Origin of the sequence: Sporosarcina pasadenensis (assembly GCF_047228845.1) — a bacterium.
Taxonomy (GTDB): domain Bacteria; phylum Bacillota; class Bacilli; order Bacillales_A; family Planococcaceae; genus Sporosarcina.
In genome coordinates this window covers 16,558-31,756 of the sequence record NZ_JBFEGM010000008.1, presented here as the reverse complement: position 1 = coordinate 31,756, position 15,199 = coordinate 16,558, and the positions used below count along the sequence as shown (strand labels likewise).

At 39.2% G+C, this 15,199-nt stretch carries 15 protein-coding genes; 6 read left to right on the top strand and 9 right to left on the bottom strand.

Features of this window, described 5'->3' with window-relative positions; translation table 11 throughout:
• Positions 1-46: 46 nt before the first annotated feature.
• The 6 genes from AB1K89_RS12005 to AB1K89_RS11980 all read right to left on the bottom strand — a co-directional run bounded on the left by AB1K89_RS12005 (position 47) and on the right by AB1K89_RS11980 (position 7,049).
• Positions 47-1,360, bottom strand: coding sequence for an ATP-binding protein (locus AB1K89_RS12005; protein ID WP_413054952.1), 1,314 nt, complete (start codon positions 1,358-1,360; stop codon positions 47-49).
• Positions 1,350-3,272: a TerB N-terminal domain-containing protein gene (locus AB1K89_RS12000; RefSeq protein ID WP_413054951.1), complete on the bottom strand. Its 1,923-nt coding sequence runs from the start codon at positions 3,270-3,272 to the stop codon at positions 1,350-1,352. Before AB1K89_RS12000 ends, AB1K89_RS12005 begins: the two co-directional genes overlap by 11 nt.
• Before the next feature lie 62 nt (positions 3,273-3,334).
• Complete coding sequence (locus tag AB1K89_RS11995) at positions 3,335-5,278, bottom strand: DNA/RNA helicase domain-containing protein (RefSeq protein WP_413054950.1); 1,944 nt, start codon at positions 5,276-5,278, stop codon at positions 3,335-3,337.
• A gap of 283 nt (positions 5,279-5,561) precedes the next feature.
• Positions 5,562-5,672, bottom strand: a complete 111-nt coding sequence (locus tag AB1K89_RS11990; RefSeq protein WP_413054949.1) for a putative holin-like toxin — start codon at positions 5,670-5,672, stop codon at positions 5,562-5,564.
• 366 nt (positions 5,673-6,038) lie between these two features.
• Positions 6,039-6,476 (bottom strand): general stress protein, encoded by a 438-nt coding sequence (locus tag AB1K89_RS11985; RefSeq protein ID WP_413054948.1) that lies wholly within the window; start codon positions 6,474-6,476, stop codon positions 6,039-6,041.
• A gap of 240 nt (positions 6,477-6,716) precedes the next feature.
• Positions 6,717-7,049, bottom strand: coding sequence for a YrdB family protein (locus tag AB1K89_RS11980; protein ID WP_413054947.1), 333 nt, complete (start codon positions 7,047-7,049; stop codon positions 6,717-6,719).
• Between the two features lie 271 nt (positions 7,050-7,320).
• Here AB1K89_RS11980 and AB1K89_RS11975 point away from each other — a divergent pair, with 271 nt between their 5' ends.
• Positions 7,321-7,776 (top strand): SRPBCC family protein, encoded by a 456-nt coding sequence (locus AB1K89_RS11975; protein ID WP_413054946.1) that lies wholly within the window; start codon positions 7,321-7,323, stop codon positions 7,774-7,776.
• A 231-nt stretch (positions 7,777-8,007) separates the two neighbouring features.
• Here AB1K89_RS11975 and AB1K89_RS11970 read toward each other — a convergent pair whose 3' ends face one another.
• Entirely contained in the window at positions 8,008-8,448 is a 441-nt protein-coding gene (locus AB1K89_RS11970) for a cell wall hydrolase (RefSeq protein WP_413054945.1), read from the bottom strand.
• Between the two features lie 121 nt (positions 8,449-8,569).
• Complete coding sequence (locus AB1K89_RS11965) at positions 8,570-8,767, bottom strand: hypothetical protein (protein WP_413054944.1); 198 nt, start codon at positions 8,765-8,767, stop codon at positions 8,570-8,572.
• A gap of 554 nt (positions 8,768-9,321) precedes the next feature.
• Between AB1K89_RS11965 and AB1K89_RS11960 the strand changes: the two genes are divergently transcribed.
• The 4 genes from AB1K89_RS11960 to AB1K89_RS11945 all read left to right on the top strand — a co-directional run bounded on the left by AB1K89_RS11960 (position 9,322) and on the right by AB1K89_RS11945 (position 12,390).
• Positions 9,322-9,939, top strand: a complete 618-nt coding sequence (locus tag AB1K89_RS11960; RefSeq protein ID WP_413054943.1) for a hypothetical protein — start codon at positions 9,322-9,324, stop codon at positions 9,937-9,939.
• A gap of 33 nt (positions 9,940-9,972) precedes the next feature.
• Complete coding sequence (locus tag AB1K89_RS11955) at positions 9,973-10,428, top strand: hypothetical protein (protein WP_413054942.1); 456 nt, start codon at positions 9,973-9,975, stop codon at positions 10,426-10,428.
• Between the two features lie 702 nt (positions 10,429-11,130).
• Positions 11,131-11,610, top strand: coding sequence for a DUF6584 family protein (locus tag AB1K89_RS11950; RefSeq protein ID WP_413055103.1), 480 nt, complete (start codon positions 11,131-11,133; stop codon positions 11,608-11,610).
• A gap of 258 nt (positions 11,611-11,868) precedes the next feature.
• Complete coding sequence (locus AB1K89_RS11945) at positions 11,869-12,390, top strand: hypothetical protein (protein WP_413054941.1); 522 nt, start codon at positions 11,869-11,871, stop codon at positions 12,388-12,390.
• Positions 12,391-12,862: 472 nt separating this feature from the next.
• Here AB1K89_RS11945 and AB1K89_RS11940 read toward each other — a convergent pair whose 3' ends face one another.
• Complete coding sequence (locus tag AB1K89_RS11940) at positions 12,863-13,600, bottom strand: IclR family transcriptional regulator (RefSeq protein WP_413054940.1); 738 nt, start codon at positions 13,598-13,600, stop codon at positions 12,863-12,865.
• 227 nt (positions 13,601-13,827) lie between these two features.
• Here AB1K89_RS11940 and AB1K89_RS11935 point away from each other — a divergent pair, with 227 nt between their 5' ends.
• Positions 13,828-15,192: an alanine/glycine:cation symporter family protein gene (locus AB1K89_RS11935; protein WP_413054939.1), complete on the top strand. Its 1,365-nt coding sequence runs from the start codon at positions 13,828-13,830 to the stop codon at positions 15,190-15,192.
• The last annotated feature ends 7 nt before the right edge of the window (positions 15,193-15,199 follow it).

Sequence of the window (15,199 nt, the reverse complement as noted above, 5' to 3'; positions counted from 1 at the left end):
TTCTGAATACTTTCGGACAACAACTCGAAGGAGCTCATGGTAATCTCTACCCTTCTGTCCTTGAAAATCGCGACTGAATATTAGATACTGCGTTTGCAGGTACATCTCTTTCTCCGAAAATTTCAGAACGATTAAAATCAGGGTTTTGATGGATTATATTTAGAGCCCCTAGGAACTTCCTAATGATGTCACCAACTGTTAAGTGTATATTTGCACCCGGTCTCGAATATTCAATGCGAAGAAAGTTCTTAATTTCTTCATCACTAATATCAACATCATATCCATAATGTCCTGCATGGATATCTCTAAGATTCCGAAGAAGAACAAATGTGTCATCATGTTGTAGAGGCGTTAACTTTATAACTGGCTGGGTAAGATCCCGAAATTCCGACGTTTCGTGCGGATTTGACTCTAAACGTCGTTTTAATGCACCATAGCTGAACAGCCCACGACGTTCATCCTCCAAGAATTCGGGTGTGCCACCGAATGTTATATATAATCCCTCCATATTTCCTTGCAAGGTGTCGTTGTAAATCCTTAATATGGTTTCATAATTTTTATCCCGTGTCTGAGGGTGTGTAATTTTATAAAGATTAATTGCTTCGTCAAAATTAATTACCAATCCCGAGTAGCCAATTTGCTTAACAAACTGAGAAACCACTTTGATGTAATCATAGTAATTGCTATCGTTAATAATATCTCTTACTCCTAAATCTGCTTTAGCTTCAGTTTTGGTACTATATTCCCCTCGCAACCACCGTATGGCTCTACGTTGAATTTCAGTATTATCTTCAATAAAACCTTTAAAATACAGAGTTAGTATACGTGCAAAGTCATAGCCGCCAGTTAGACTGTCCATCTTAGTTACAATAGAAGTGATTTCTGCTTCAACATCCTTAACGAACTCTGGATTATTGAATTCTACAGCGCGATAATCCTTCTCTCTAACAACCAAAGACAACACTTCACTGATCCATTTATCCAATATTGTTGGAAGGGCTCCTCCATCTGGCACTGTAGACGTGGATATATTTTTCATTAATTCAGTGTAAATTGCGACCGCCTTTCCTTCACCGCCATATAATCTTCTTTCCGGCGTAAAGTCCGCTTTTGTAACAACAAATTTTTCTGTAAAAGCAATTTGCTGTGTTAAAGCTTGGATAAAGCTCTTTCCACTCCCAAAGGGACCAATAAAAAACTTTATTATAGAGGAACCGCTCTTTACATCGGATAAATCGGTAAGAATTTGTTTGGCTTCTTCTGCACGACCTACCATTATATATTGCAGCCCTCTACTAGGCACGACTCCCCCCAACAACGAATTTATTATAGCAGTAGAATCGCGTTTATTAATTTTCAAACTTCCCTCTCTCCTTTACCAATGGTAGGCACTGCTCGAATTCTTCATAGATAACAATGTTTTCACCCTGCTGTTCCAAAAGATTATCTCCGAGGAATTCATTCGACTTTTCATTCAATGTACTCAAGAACATTCCAAGCATCTGTCCCTGTTGCTTCACGTACAACTTTGCCTCTTCACTGTTAAGTTGTTCGTTTTCGAACTGGGACAAAAACTCCACCTCCATATTTGTCAATGACTCTATAAATTTATTAAGACCTCCGTCATCAGCAATTCTTGGAATCGATCCTTGTTTTGAAAGAACATTATTACCTTCAGGTTTTGAGTTAACGGCCTCATCTTCTTCCTTGCTCCCTGAGTTCCCATCAAAGAGAGCCAAAAACTCTTTCTGCAAATCTTCATTCGCCTTTGCTATTTCTTCAATAATCTCATCATTAAATCGAATATTAGCGACACGACTACTATGATTCGATTCTTCCTTCGGCTCATACTCTTTTGTAGGGTGAGGAATTTTACTTCCAGATGAAGGACCGCTCTCCTCCTGTACCACTTTGAAACGCTTATTAGCAGATTTCACTTCTTCGAGTCTTTCAAATATCTCTTGTTTAAAATCGTCTGGCAATATACCATCCTCGACTTTTATTTCACGCTTCTCTCCATTCAGTGAACGGGTAACATTTTCTGCAAGCTTAAACAATGCAGTTATTTCTTTGTAGAGTCTTTCGGTAGGAATATAGTTAGTTGTATATACATGGACATCGTCAACATCTCTGGCTAGAACAGCACTCCTAAAAAGGGGTCTTACATTGCGTTGTGTCACTTTCTCAAACCAAACATTCTCAAGTTTGCTTCCCTGTTCTTCATAATATTCTCTAAGTAGTGGGATACTTTCTTTGAAAGTTTTGTAAACCTTATTCTTGTTATTTAAAAAAAATACCGTCTCACGATAGTTTTGGATATAAGGCTTCCATGCTGTAATCGAGATTTTTTCAAGTACCTCTCTTTTTTCAACTAACTGCATATATAATGAGGGAATCATTTCTAAGTCATCCCGCCATTCCTTCGCTAGTTCTCCTTCTCCCAATTCCAGTAACATATCGGCAATCCAATCTGATAAGTAATTCGCTACGTTAGGAATTCTCCCAATATAATTGTCATGCAACCTAACTAACATGCTTACGTTAAAGGCTGCTTTGGGATGAAAAGTATAATTAATTAGTTCATATGAGAATAAAATAAGGTAGCTTAAATCCACGTCCAAATAATTTCCTTTTAAAGCTTGTTCCCTCCAATAAAAATACCATTTAAGCTGTCTATCATTTAATTTGCTAAAGGTTGTCCAATATTCTTTCAGAGGGATTTCTTGACATTTACTTTGTCTTTTATTTCTATAACTAAATGAATCTCTTGCGAAGTCTATTTGACTGCTCGAATAGGTTATAACAATGTCGCCTCTATTTTTACTTTTCCTTGTATTTACTAAGGAATGAACATCGGCTTCTATTTTTTTAGGCGTTTGAAGGTGTTCATATTTTGAAAGTATGATGTCCTGCTCATTGTATAAGCTATGGTCATAAGCTAACTCTTTCACAATTTTTTTAGGTGAAGCTACTACTTCTTTTTCTGTTTTATTTGCATTACCTTTCATATCTTCTAATGTAGTAGGATTATGGGTAACTTTTCTATCAGGAGAATTGATCAAACCAGCCTTAATTTGGGCATTAATCCTATCGTTCCACTTTTTTATAAAGAATAAATCAATCCAGCCTAGAACTACCGGTATTAATGTCCAACAAAATAATAAGTATGCAAACCCCCTAATGTAGTTTCGGTAGTAAAAGTGGTGTACACCAATACCTCCAAATAAGGCGGCAAATATATATCCTGCAGTTTCAGATTTATAAGTAGGCAATTCGCAACCCCCTTAACTTAAATACAGTATTCTATCCATTCCTTTTTACATTTCAACATAAACTATTTTCGATCTAGAGTCCGATAACCCTCCCCCTCATCCACCAAATACAACGTCTCCTCCCTCTCTTTCCGATACAACGAAACCCTCTCCAACCTATCCTTCAAATACGCCTGTAATGCCGAATCCGTACAAAACACAAAACACCCCTTCTGCCCACGGGTCATTAACGTCCTATACGTATTTCTAATGATAGGATCGGCCAATGCATGTGCTTTTTCTGGGTCTTCTTTTGCAATTCCTTTAATTCCTCTTAAAGACTGGTCCGTTTTTGCACGCTTTGTGAAATCCGTAATAATTTGTCCGTTCTCAAAACGCATATCGTCACCGATAATTACGCCAACATAGTCAAACTCCAATCCCTGCGCAGTATGGATGCAGCCTGCTTCTCTAACGGAGGAGTTTTCGATCGCCCATGTGTTTTCTATATTCCAGCTGATTCCGAAATCGTGCTCAGGAATAGAGATATCATGGTGTTCTACGTCCTGGCGATTTTCTTTCGGCCATTCCCAGCAATACCCCGCCATTACACGGGATTTATTGTTTCGTTCATTCAATCTCTCAATTTCCGTAAGCATTTCATTTGGATCATCATATAGTCTAATATCATAATCCATTCCTAAGTCGTTCTTATTTGCCGTATTTCTAATTTGAAGTACATCATCTAGCCACGCGATATACCCGTCAGACCCATCGCAACGGAACTGGGATGTAAGTTCGCATGAGATAACTTCGGCATTGTATTGCTCTGCATAATGTTTGATCATGTCGACACTGCCGATATCACTCAATGTTACCTTTTGATTTTCATCAATGAAAAAGATGGTGAACTTAGACCCTTTAATTAATTCTTTCACTTGGTTTTCACCTTTGTTACGGAACATCCCCGACTTCTCGTTTAACCGATGTGCTTCATCTACAATCAATACGTCAAATTCATTGTCATCCACTTCTGTAAAGCTGCCGGACCCTTTGAATAGATTATCGATATGGGATTTCTTGAAATCCCCCTTGAGCTTGGTGGAGTAAATGTTCCGCGGGGCTGAGTTCTTTGTTACATACATCGTGACAAGCCCTTGGTCAATCAGTTTCACTAATAAATTTATGGCCAACACAGACTTACCTGTGCCAGGTCCCCCTTCCACAATCATCACTTGTTTCGTATCCGTTTTAACGGCTTCTATTGCTTTATGAAATGCCTCTTCAAAGAACACTTTTTGTTCGTCGATCATAATGAACTCTTCGTTGCCTTTCAGCATGTTGTTCAACGCATCTTGCAGTGATTTTGAAGGTCGTATTCTTCCATTTTCAATTTGATAGATCAGGTGATTTTCGTCACCTTTTCGAATGAAATTCTTAATGAATGAGCGAAGTTTTTGTATTTCGCCCTTAGTAAAAACAGGAGCCTTTTCGAGATGGTCTTGATAATGAACATCTGTCAAAGGGTCATCCTCTGTTTTCCTGTAATTGTGTAAATACGCGCAAGGTTTCAACTGAATTTCTTTTTCCTGCACGTTTTCATTAAAATCCTCAATGAGCGCAGCATACGACCACGCTTGATAGGAAGGATGAGTCGTTTCACGATTGGCTTTGCCCAAATACGTCCTTACAATCGCATCCCTAGAGGTGACTTTTTCGACTTCTTCCCACTGCTTCAGCTCCACAATGACAACATGATCTTGCTTGCCATCATTGCCGGCAATTAAAAAGTCCACTCGTTTAGATGTGTTAGGAATGTTAAACTCAATCGCAACTGACGCGTCATTTGGAATTTCATCGTCCTGCATGACATTGGACATCTTTTGCAAGGAGTTTTCCCATGAGCGAATCTCCGCTTTAGAGGTACGTCCTATTTTCTTTTGATAGGAATTGTAGAGACGGTCAATTAGCAATTCATTGACGACATCCCCTACAAATTGTTCTTTTGTAGATTCATATATGATCATAAGCACACCAACTTTTTTAAAAAATTCATTAATTCCATTGTCTTTCAATTCCGCTTTTACCGCAAGTCTATATACCGAAGATGATTATCCTCTTCGTTCGCTCAATATTCGTGTAACTTCCGTCTAATTGTGTTAAACTATACGTAAGATAAAAAAGACCGGATGCACTAACATCCGATCACGATGCAACGGACATACCGCAAGAAGAGCGGTTGACCAGTAGCGAAATAAAAGTGTCACAAAAAGTAATCACCCTGCTTTCTTGGTCGTTAGCGGTGGGTGGTTACTTTTTTCTATTGGTGTCTAGAGCAATGATTGCTGCGATCGCTAGTCCAGCTGTTGCGATAAATATTCCAAATTGGAACATCATGTTCATTGCTTCATATGTCACCATGTAAACACCCCCTTTCTAGGGGAGTGCCAACCGTCCATCCGCTATATGCCGTTGCTACTATTAGTCTATCATATCTTTATTAATTTTCGATTGAATATTAAGAAATTTAACATTCGAGTTACCTAACTAGAGAATACTAAAAAGAAAAAGAGTCAGAAGCAATAAGCTCCCGACTCCTTCCGTCATAATAATAATGCTTTGGCATCCCGGGTTTCTCTTGCATCGCAAAAACTCGAAAGACAATCGACTCCTCTAGTGCAGCACGTTCTCTCGCTGTGAGGGGGGTAGGAGGCAATGTTATCATCCTTTTCTTGATTGTGAATCACTTCATAATACATATCTTATTTAGTTAATTCCAATCCAACCTCACTCTTTCGGATGAAGGAATACAAGGATTTTACCGTCCTCAGCATCTTTTGAATAGCGTTCAGCTTCATCATCCGTGATTCCCATTTCCATAAGCGCGTGCTTTAATCCTCCAGCACCCGAGTTGGCCCCTACGACTGCCCCTCCAATTGTTGTAAGTATAGGACCTGCTGCCAACAAAGCACCAAATCCCGGAATCAATACAGTGGATAACCCTGCTATCACTCCTGCTAAACCAATTGCTCCTCCAGTTGCAGCTCCAGCAATCGCTCCGTCCTTAGTGGAAGGTTTTACTTCCTGTGCGATGGCAGGCAGGTTTTTTGTGTTTTTAGCAATCACTGAAATCTCTTCAGTTGTATAGCCTTTCTTTTTTAAATCCTCTATAACTCCAGCCACTTGTTGCTCATTTTCATATACACCAACAATATGATTATTCAATATAAACTACCTCCTAATTATATATATCTTCTACCCGCCCTTTAATTTTTCTAGACTAGAATATATTTACTATTTAACAGGTGCCTGTGCACCACACATTTATGACAATTCAACTTAAAGTATATACATACACAAAGAAGCCAACCGAGTGTCGACACGGTTGACTTCTTCATTTTCTTTATACTATTGTAGTGTATTTACTGAATTGTGTGCTGCACAGGCACCAGAACCTATACTTCCTTACCTATGTTGTTCCCATAGGTGGTTCAGTATACTACTTACTACCGCTAAGATTGCTAACATAATTGCTACGGTTGGCTGTCCAGCATCATATAAAGCGAAAGCCGCTACACCAAAAATGATAAGTTCAAGTGCTACTCGCCCGGAACCTTTGCCTCGCAGAGGAGCCTTAGGTGAGATAAAGATACCCCAAATTGTTGCCATTAGGAAAGGCGAGCCTATACCTAAAACTGCCTTCATTAGAAAACTGCTACCACTTTGAAAGCCCCAGTATGACACTGCTACTAGGCCACTCATTTCTAACATAAAGCGAAGCGCTAGGTTTACTTTCATTTCCATTCACCCTTACTTTTCGTAGTCGCTATTCTATACGTCCTATTCAAGGACTAGGTTTCAACTCAATAGCATCAAGTGATTTTATATGTGACGGATTCGTAATCGTTTCCCGGACAGATAAGGGGGTATTGAAATAGTAGATAGAAATAACAGAGCTATCAGGATGCTGGCGGGCATGCTAGTTAACGAGAATGCATATTGGGTACGTGCCGGTGCGTACTATAAGCGACATGGAAACGTTCTAACAACATAAAGGAGGAACGATCAGATGCCTAGTGGTACACATACGACAGAATTGGATATCCCCATTGAAAAGGTATGGGATTTCGTCAGTGATATGAACAGGTGGGCACCACTTGTCCCGGGATATATCGAGCATGAAATTCTAAGTGACACGCAATCGACGTGGACGTTTAAAGGTGATCTCGGCGTCATGCAAAAGACAGTGAAGTTGCAAATTGACATCACTAAATGGAAGGAACCGACGCTAGTCACATTCGATTTAACTGGGTTGAATGAAAACTTTGCGGGTAATGGGTATTTTAAAGCGGAATCCATCTCACGTTTTAAAACCGAAATGCACGGGAATTTGGAAATCGTTGCTAAAGGGTTGAAGGGTCCGGTGATCAACACCATTTTAAAATCATTCGTCCCGAAGACGGCGGAGAATTTGACGGAAGCGATTGCGGAGGAACTTACGAGTATTGAATTGAGAAGAGTGTAAACTGAAGTAACCACCTTGCTACCTTAACCATAGCAATGCGTGGTTACTTTTTTTATTTACAGAGTAATAGTATAGTTTAAGTGGCATTTTAAATTTTGTATTGTTATGTATATAAATACACAAAGAAGCCAACCGGGTGTTGATATGGTTGACTTCTTCATTTTCTTTATACAATTGTAGTGTATTTACTGAATTGTGTGTTGCACAGGCACCAGAACCTACATCGAAAGCCTACCCACTATAAACACTTGCACACGTTCCCGCGATTGGTTCATAAAAGCAATGCTGTTTAAATTGGCCCGTAAACGGTTGGTTGTACCAAGTTGCAGGACAAGGACCGAATGGATTGAAATACCAAAGCGCGAATTTCGCTGGATGTTGTCTCCAGTTTTCCAAATTCCGTCTTGCTAATCGTCTTTCAGTTTCTCTCGCCCGTTGGTAAAATAAATTCCCCTTTTGAACAGCCTCAAAAGAATAATTTCCTCCCTGCACCTGAAAAATGACATCGTTAATCGTTCTTACGTCTTGAAAATCCAAACAATCGGCTACGGCGCGGTTTACAATGACGTTGCCGACATACAGCATCCCCTGTTGTCCTTCACCCTCGGCTTCCGCCCTCATCATCCTTGCCATTAAACTGACATCTGAATCCCGGTATTTTACTCTTGGCATTTATCCACCTCAAATATATTGTATGAAGCAATGCCTGTTCAAATGCCATTTTTCAAAAATAAGAATCTGATGCACGGATGTTAAACTCAGCCTTCTTTAGACACCGCCACGCCAAGATGTTCTAATGCAAAATGGAGTATCTCTCTTTTCCTTCTTCTATCTCTTCAAATTCTTCTACTACAAAATCGATAAATCGGTCAAGGTATAGCTGTACACCTATTTTTGCGATTGCCGAAATGTCCTTCCCATACATTTCTGCCACTAGTTTGAGTTTTTTCATTTCCTGATCATTTAGAGTTACAGTGAACTTTGTTTTCATGAATTTACCCCCTATTATTTCAATTCCTCTCTTGTCTGGTTAGCAACGTATAGACGGAGATATCCGAAAATAGTTTCAAAGATTTTTATTTCATAAAACATCCACTCCGGTTCAAGCATATGAAGTATTTTTAGGATCAAACTGGTTTTATTTACTTGTGTTACTAGTTTGGAAAGTAGCCTAAAATTGTTTTTGTGTCAGAAAGAGGTTTATATAATGTTGAGGACGATTATTGTACTATTACATATTGTAAAATGGTTATTTATTGTTGGATTATGCAGCGCTAGTATCGTTGTAGGTGCTGTCATATTAGGTATTTTGGGTATTGATGTGCCTCACATGGAATTAATCATAAATGCTGTAGCACTACCTCTGTTGTTTTTCGACCTTACAATTGTCAAAATAACAATCAGCATACTTTGCTTGATTATTTCTGTCTTCGTGTATTTTCAATTAAGGAAGGTGAAGGAATAGCCAAGCTAACTGGGCTGCTTAGACAGCTCTTTTTTCTTGTTCAACTAACTTAAGGCAACTGTCGGAAAGAGGTCATAAACTTGAATTTATCAATCGGATATTTACCGATTAGTTACTACGATTTCACACCGGATGCTGGAGGATGTTTTCCGTTTGCAGTAGATATAGAAGTTCCCTATGTCGTATCGTTTTGTGATATTTATTTACCGGAGTGTGATGAAAATTTCGTACCGAGTTGGATGGAAAATATAAAAGCATATCCTCTTTATTTCTGTGCAGAAGTACCTAATTATTTCAAGGATGAATATGAAGAGATTTTGAGTGCAGCGCAAATTGAATATCGCTACCTAACAGAGGGTAAAGAACAGCATATATCCGTCGCAAGGATTCAACATGGAAAGCAACTACTAGCAGCTTTTCCTTTTTATATTACACTTGGTTGTGGAGGAGAAACTGTGGTTTGGGGTACAAAAGAGGATGTTTTTAGTGTTGAATTAAGAAAGTGGAAAGGAAATTGGGACGGTTTAATTGAAAAAACAATAGTCATCAAACCGAAAGTAGATACGAGTATTTTTTGGATTGGCTATGATGGGAACAGTATTGACGTTCTTTCGGGCCAGCGATGCTTTTCAACTTACGAAAATATAATAAAAACTCTTCCGGAATTTGTAACACCAAGCTTATGTGAATTCGAATAAGTGAACCATCTTGGCATTGAGGAGGTCTTGTTGGTGAGAAAGATTTACATCGGTGCATTACTGTTGCTACTGATTGTAGTCGGCACGATTTTTTATCAGCAGCAACAGTTAATTAAAGATTATCGGCAGTCAATTTATGGGGATTTAGCGATTATACAGAAGCCGATTGAACGAATTCTGACATTCCAGGAAACAGCAGAGCAATATAATGATGCGCAAAGAGCCCAATTATTTGAGCCATTATTTAATGCGCTCGCTGACGTGTTCAATTACACAGGTGGGACTCTACAATTAGAACCACATATTAAGGAACAATACTTTTATGAGTATATGGATGCAAAAACAAAATACGCTGTTATTGTACATGCTTATATGGAGGCTACAACATCCGAAGAACGTGAACAAGCACATGGGCGTCTAAAAGAGCAATACGAAGCATACGAAGAATTTTTAAAAACAGCCGCAACGGATCTTGTCGAACCATTCTAATTTGAGTTGTTCAAAAAAAAGGGCACAATTCTTGAATAAGGAGTAGCCCCTATTCAGTAATCAGGTGCTTTCGCTGAAGATTGCTGGGCTGCTTAGACGGCTCTTTGTTCTTGCTAAATTAAAGGACTTTAGCTAACGGGCTCTTAGCGGAAAAATAAGCGCACTTTTCATTATCAGTTCCTTTGGAATGGCAGAAGGGAATCGTGAAAGATGGAAACAAATCACTTGTTCTATAAAATTCAAAAAGGTACTGTTACAACCCATGATTATGTAAATTGGTCTTACGATTTATTGAGCAACGGAAGATCCTCACCATCCCTGAATATTCTATCCTCATGTTCATTTGATGATAATATTTTTGAAATAGAGTCTTACTTTAAACGGTCATTAAAGGAATTGGCAATAATAGAACCGACATTTGAAACATGTGCAAGAGCCCATATTGTTTTTTTGGCAAAACAAATACTGAACGCTGATGATCCCCAGGAAATTTTTAATTTTGCCGATATGATTTTTCAAGTTGTCGCTACTGAATTAGATAGTTCAGATGATTTATCGCCTTGGATTGAAATAAGTGAACTGATTGATAGGCTTGACTATGATTTTAAATGTTTTACGTTGAACGAGAGAGACGTAATATCAAAGATAAAGAATGAGGCAAGGTTGTTAGAACAAGGAATTATTATTAAAAATAAAATCGCTATGACGCTAAAACGAGTAGACGAAGATATTGAAAATGATGATTTGGGAAAAGCGAGGGATCGATTGCACGGGTTAATCTCAACCTATCCGAATGAATTAGAACTTCGTAAAAAGTTGGGAGACATTTATTTTGAATTAAAATACCCTGCGATGGCGGGCCGATACTGGTATTTAGCAAAGAATAAGACTCCCCAAATGAAAAAAGCGTGTATGGAGTTTGAAAATTCCATGGGCAATGACATGGATAAAATCGCGCGGGCATTAAAGTATAAAGGTGATATTGAGCTTTTAGAAGGACTGGATGTAGACCCAGCACTTTTATCTAGTCAATATAAAGTAAAAGAAAAATTAGTAGAAGAACAAGATGTTCCAATAGGGCCTACATACAAATTGATTATTTTGGGGTGTCTTTCAGTAATACTTTCAATAATTATTTTTGCATCAGTTGGAGTTTATACGTTTTTTGATTGGATATTTTAATGATTGGCGTGATGAATGTTGGGGGTTTTATCCTTATTTGCAGGAGTGATATGCATAGTCATTTCATTGCTTATTTACATACGCGATCTGAAGAAAGCCAATTCTGTTAAGGAGAAGTGGTTGGAGTTATTAAATTTTGTTTTAGACCCTTTTACCGGGCTAACAGCTTTGTTTTATTTAGGGCTTCTACTAATGGTATATGGCTTATTGAGGATATTAAATTTACTATGATGATTATGCTAACGGGGATGAAAAATAGTGGAAATTTCATTTATTAATGTAAGCGAGGACTATGAAGAAGAAGTGAATTTCGGTATTAAAACAAAAGAAACACCTACAAACATTTTCGAAATAAAGTGTGAGGACATTGAGCAGTACCATAACATTTTTAGAGGTGTTATATCCATTCTCGCTGATTATTCAACTAGGCTAATTACAATCATATCGGAACCTGTTCCATTGAAAATCCCTCTTCCTTATAAACAAACTGTTTTAAAAGGGAAAAAGCTGATTCAAACTGACTTCATAAATTCCTCAGCAAGTGGTTTCCTTGAAAACTATTTTTCCGAGAGTGAATATCGAAATTCTAATGATTTTCTTTGCATAGGTGAAGTCCAGTCATGGGAAGTAAAACCTCGACCTGAATTTACCCCACTATCTTTTATCGATTTAAAAGGTCTGTTTGCCTTTTCTGAAGACCTGAAGATAATTCAGTGTGTAGTATTTCAAGCAGGCTTTCACTCTGAGTTTTTAGCAAAGTTGGAGGAGATTAAGTCCTAATTCTTGAACAAGGATTAGCCACAATCGGGAGTATTTAAAAGGTGAAGTAGATAGGAGTAAGCTATGCTTAGTTTTTTTATTGAATTAATTGCAGGGATCTTCGGCAGCGTTGGATCTAGTGATTCTTTACATACGAAAAAAATTGACCACAATATAAAAAGGTTAAATCAGTACGATTGGTTTAAAAAGATCTACGAGGATGAAAGATATCACCGTTTGTTTTTTGTGAATAAATATGTCAGACGTTATTTACAAAGCACAATCCGTGTTAGAAAAATCATTCGAAGTAAAGAAGCACAAAGAAAGCTATTGTACCTTCTTAATAAAGAAACAAGATCGTGATTTTCCATCTGGAATTATCGCAGACAGAACTATATTTTATACGGACTATCGACTGCAATAGTTCTACCGGATTTTAAAAAATAAAACGCAGGGAATCTATACACTTCCTGCGTTTTCAATGCATTGCTAGTTATTTTTTTTGCCCCATCGCAGAAGAAATCTTTTCTGAAGCTTCGGTTGCTTTTTCGATAAAGTGATCCAATTGATCTTCAGTTGTTTGCATTTCGAGTGCCTCGATACTAATAGCCCCAAGCACCGTTCCTTCAAAATCAAAAATAGGCGCACCGACTGCTAGTGTCCCTTCCGTTTTTTCGCCTATACTGATTGCAAACCCTTTTCGTTTGATCGAGCGCAATTGTTGCTTAAATTGTTCCCGCTCCCCCTCTTCCGGAATTAGCCTTTGTAGCAAGGCATCCGTAATATGGGGAGGCGCATATGCCAGCATCGTTTTATTAGCGGCCCCGATGTTCATCGGTATGCGTTCACCTATACTATCAATGATACGTACATTCCGCGGACTATCAATCCGGTCTATGATAATAGATACGTCATCGTTCGGTGTATTAAGGTATACGGTTTCCTCTACTTCCTTTGCCAATTTTTCGAGAATCGGCCGAGCTACATGACGAATGTCCAGTTTCTCGTATTTTTTTAAGCCCAGTTCCATCCATTTATAGCCTAGTTCATATTGCTTCGTATGTTCGATTTGCGAAACGAGATTATGCAACTCTAGTGATTGCAACAACCGATACACCGTGCTAATCGGCAGTCCCGTCTCCTTCGCCAATTCTGCGACGAGCCATTTATCCTTTTGTGAGTCTGACATGACTTCGATGATGAGCATGGCCCTGTCTATCGATTGAATCATCTTCGTTTGCCTCCCGTCTTCCCCATATTGTAGCAGATATTGGACCAGCCCCGCATCTTTAATTATCAGACCCTTCCAAAATAAAAGAGAAATTGATTGACATCCACCCAATGACAGAACTAAAATTATATTAACATTTCACTATGTAGAATTAATTCCACAATGCGGAATTTCAATACGACAAGTGAAAGCGCTTTCTAAAGAGAGAAATAGAGAGGGTGGGAGAAATGGAAGGGTTCACAAAGTTCATCGCGGATATTTCAAATTTCATATGGGGGATACCGATCATGGTCATTCTCATCGGAGGTGGCGTTTTCTTGACGGTGCGTCTTGGTTTTTTCCAATTCCGCTACTTCCCGCATATTATCAAGCAGACTTTCGGAAAGATATTTTCAAAAAGTGAAGGGGACGGTACGTTGACTCCATTCCAAGCGACGGCAAGTGCGCTTGCTTCCACAATGGGTGCAGCGAATATTGTCGGAGTTCCGGTAGCTATCGCACTCGGCGGACCGGGGGCAATTTTCTGGATGTGGCTTGTCGCTCTTATCGGGATTGGAACCAAGTATTCGGAAGTCGTTCTCGGAATGCACTATCGGGAGAAAAACGAGGTCGGTGAATATGTCGGCGGCCCAATGTATTACATACGAAAAGGACTTGGCTGGAAAAAGGTCGCTTCTTTCCTTGCATTTGCACTTATGATTGAAATTGTAGCGAGTACGATGGTGCAATCCAATTCCATCGCAACAACGATGAAAGGTTCGTTTGGCTTGTCTCCTATTGTTACAGGCACTCTTGTTGCACTTCTTGTTGTCTTGGTCACTTACGGTGGAATTAAAACAATCGGAAAAGTGTCGGAGAAGTTGATTCCACTCATGGTTGTCATTTATCTTGTTGCTGCACTTGTTGTTATTGTTTCAAATATAAAAGAACTTCCAACTGCATTCGGACTGATTTTTGAATATGCGTTCCGGCCGATGTCGGCGGCGGGCGGTTTTGCCGGCGCTGGTGTAGCGGCTGCCATTCGTTGGGGCCTTGCCCGGGGGCTGTATTCCAATGAAGCAGGTATGGGAACGGCGCCGATTGCCCATTCAGCAGCCATTACGAATCATCCTGCGAAACAAGGATTCTGGGGTGTGTTCGAAGTAATCGTCGATACACTCGTCGTCTGTACAATTACTGCCCTTGTCGTCTTGACGTCTGGCGTCTGGAAAACCATGTCACCGGATGATGCCTCATCCATGGTGACAGAAGCGTTTGTGCCAGTATTCGGTTCATCACTTGCCGGGACTATCGTTTCAGCAACGCTATTCCTATTCGTCATCACCACAGTAGTCGTCATCATTTACTATGGTGAAAAGCAGGCTGAGTTCCTTTTCGGGACAACATTCTCCAAGGTGATGCGCTTCATTTATATCGGTGCCATTATCGTCGGTGCAGTCGGAGGATTGCAGTTCATCTGGCAGTTCCTCGATTTATTGCTCGCTTTTGTTGTCATCCCGAACGTCATCGCTGTTCTATTCTTGAGCGGTAAAGTGAAAGAAATTACAAACGACTATTTTATGAATCTCTATCCGATCGAACGAAAAAAATGAATCAATT

Bases quoted from the DNA above. Each gene is read 5' to 3' on its own strand.
- AB1K89_RS11995 (WP_413054950.1), bottom strand. From the start codon at position 5,278: ATGATCATATATGAATCTACAAAAGAACAATTTGTAGGGGATGTCGTC.
- AB1K89_RS11990 (WP_413054949.1), bottom strand. From the start codon at position 5,672: ATGGTGACATATGAAGCAATGAACATGATGTTCCAATTTGGAATATTT.
- AB1K89_RS11980 (WP_413054947.1), bottom strand. From the start codon at position 7,049: ATGAAAGTAAACCTAGCGCTTCGCTTTATGTTAGAAATGAGTGGCCTA.
- AB1K89_RS11975 (WP_413054946.1), top strand. From the start codon at position 7,321: ATGCCTAGTGGTACACATACGACAGAATTGGATATCCCCATTGAAAAG.
- AB1K89_RS11970 (WP_413054945.1), bottom strand. From the start codon at position 8,448: ATGCCAAGAGTAAAATACCGGGATTCAGATGTCAGTTTAATGGCAAGG.
- AB1K89_RS11965 (WP_413054944.1), bottom strand. From the start codon at position 8,767: ATGAAAACAAAGTTCACTGTAACTCTAAATGATCAGGAAATGAAAAAA.
- AB1K89_RS11950 (WP_413055103.1), top strand. From the start codon at position 11,131: ATGACGCTAAAACGAGTAGACGAAGATATTGAAAATGATGATTTGGGA.
- AB1K89_RS11940 (WP_413054940.1), bottom strand. From the start codon at position 13,600: ATGATTCAATCGATAGACAGGGCCATGCTCATCATCGAAGTCATGTCA.
- AB1K89_RS11935 (WP_413054939.1), top strand. From the start codon at position 13,828: ATGGAAGGGTTCACAAAGTTCATCGCGGATATTTCAAATTTCATATGG.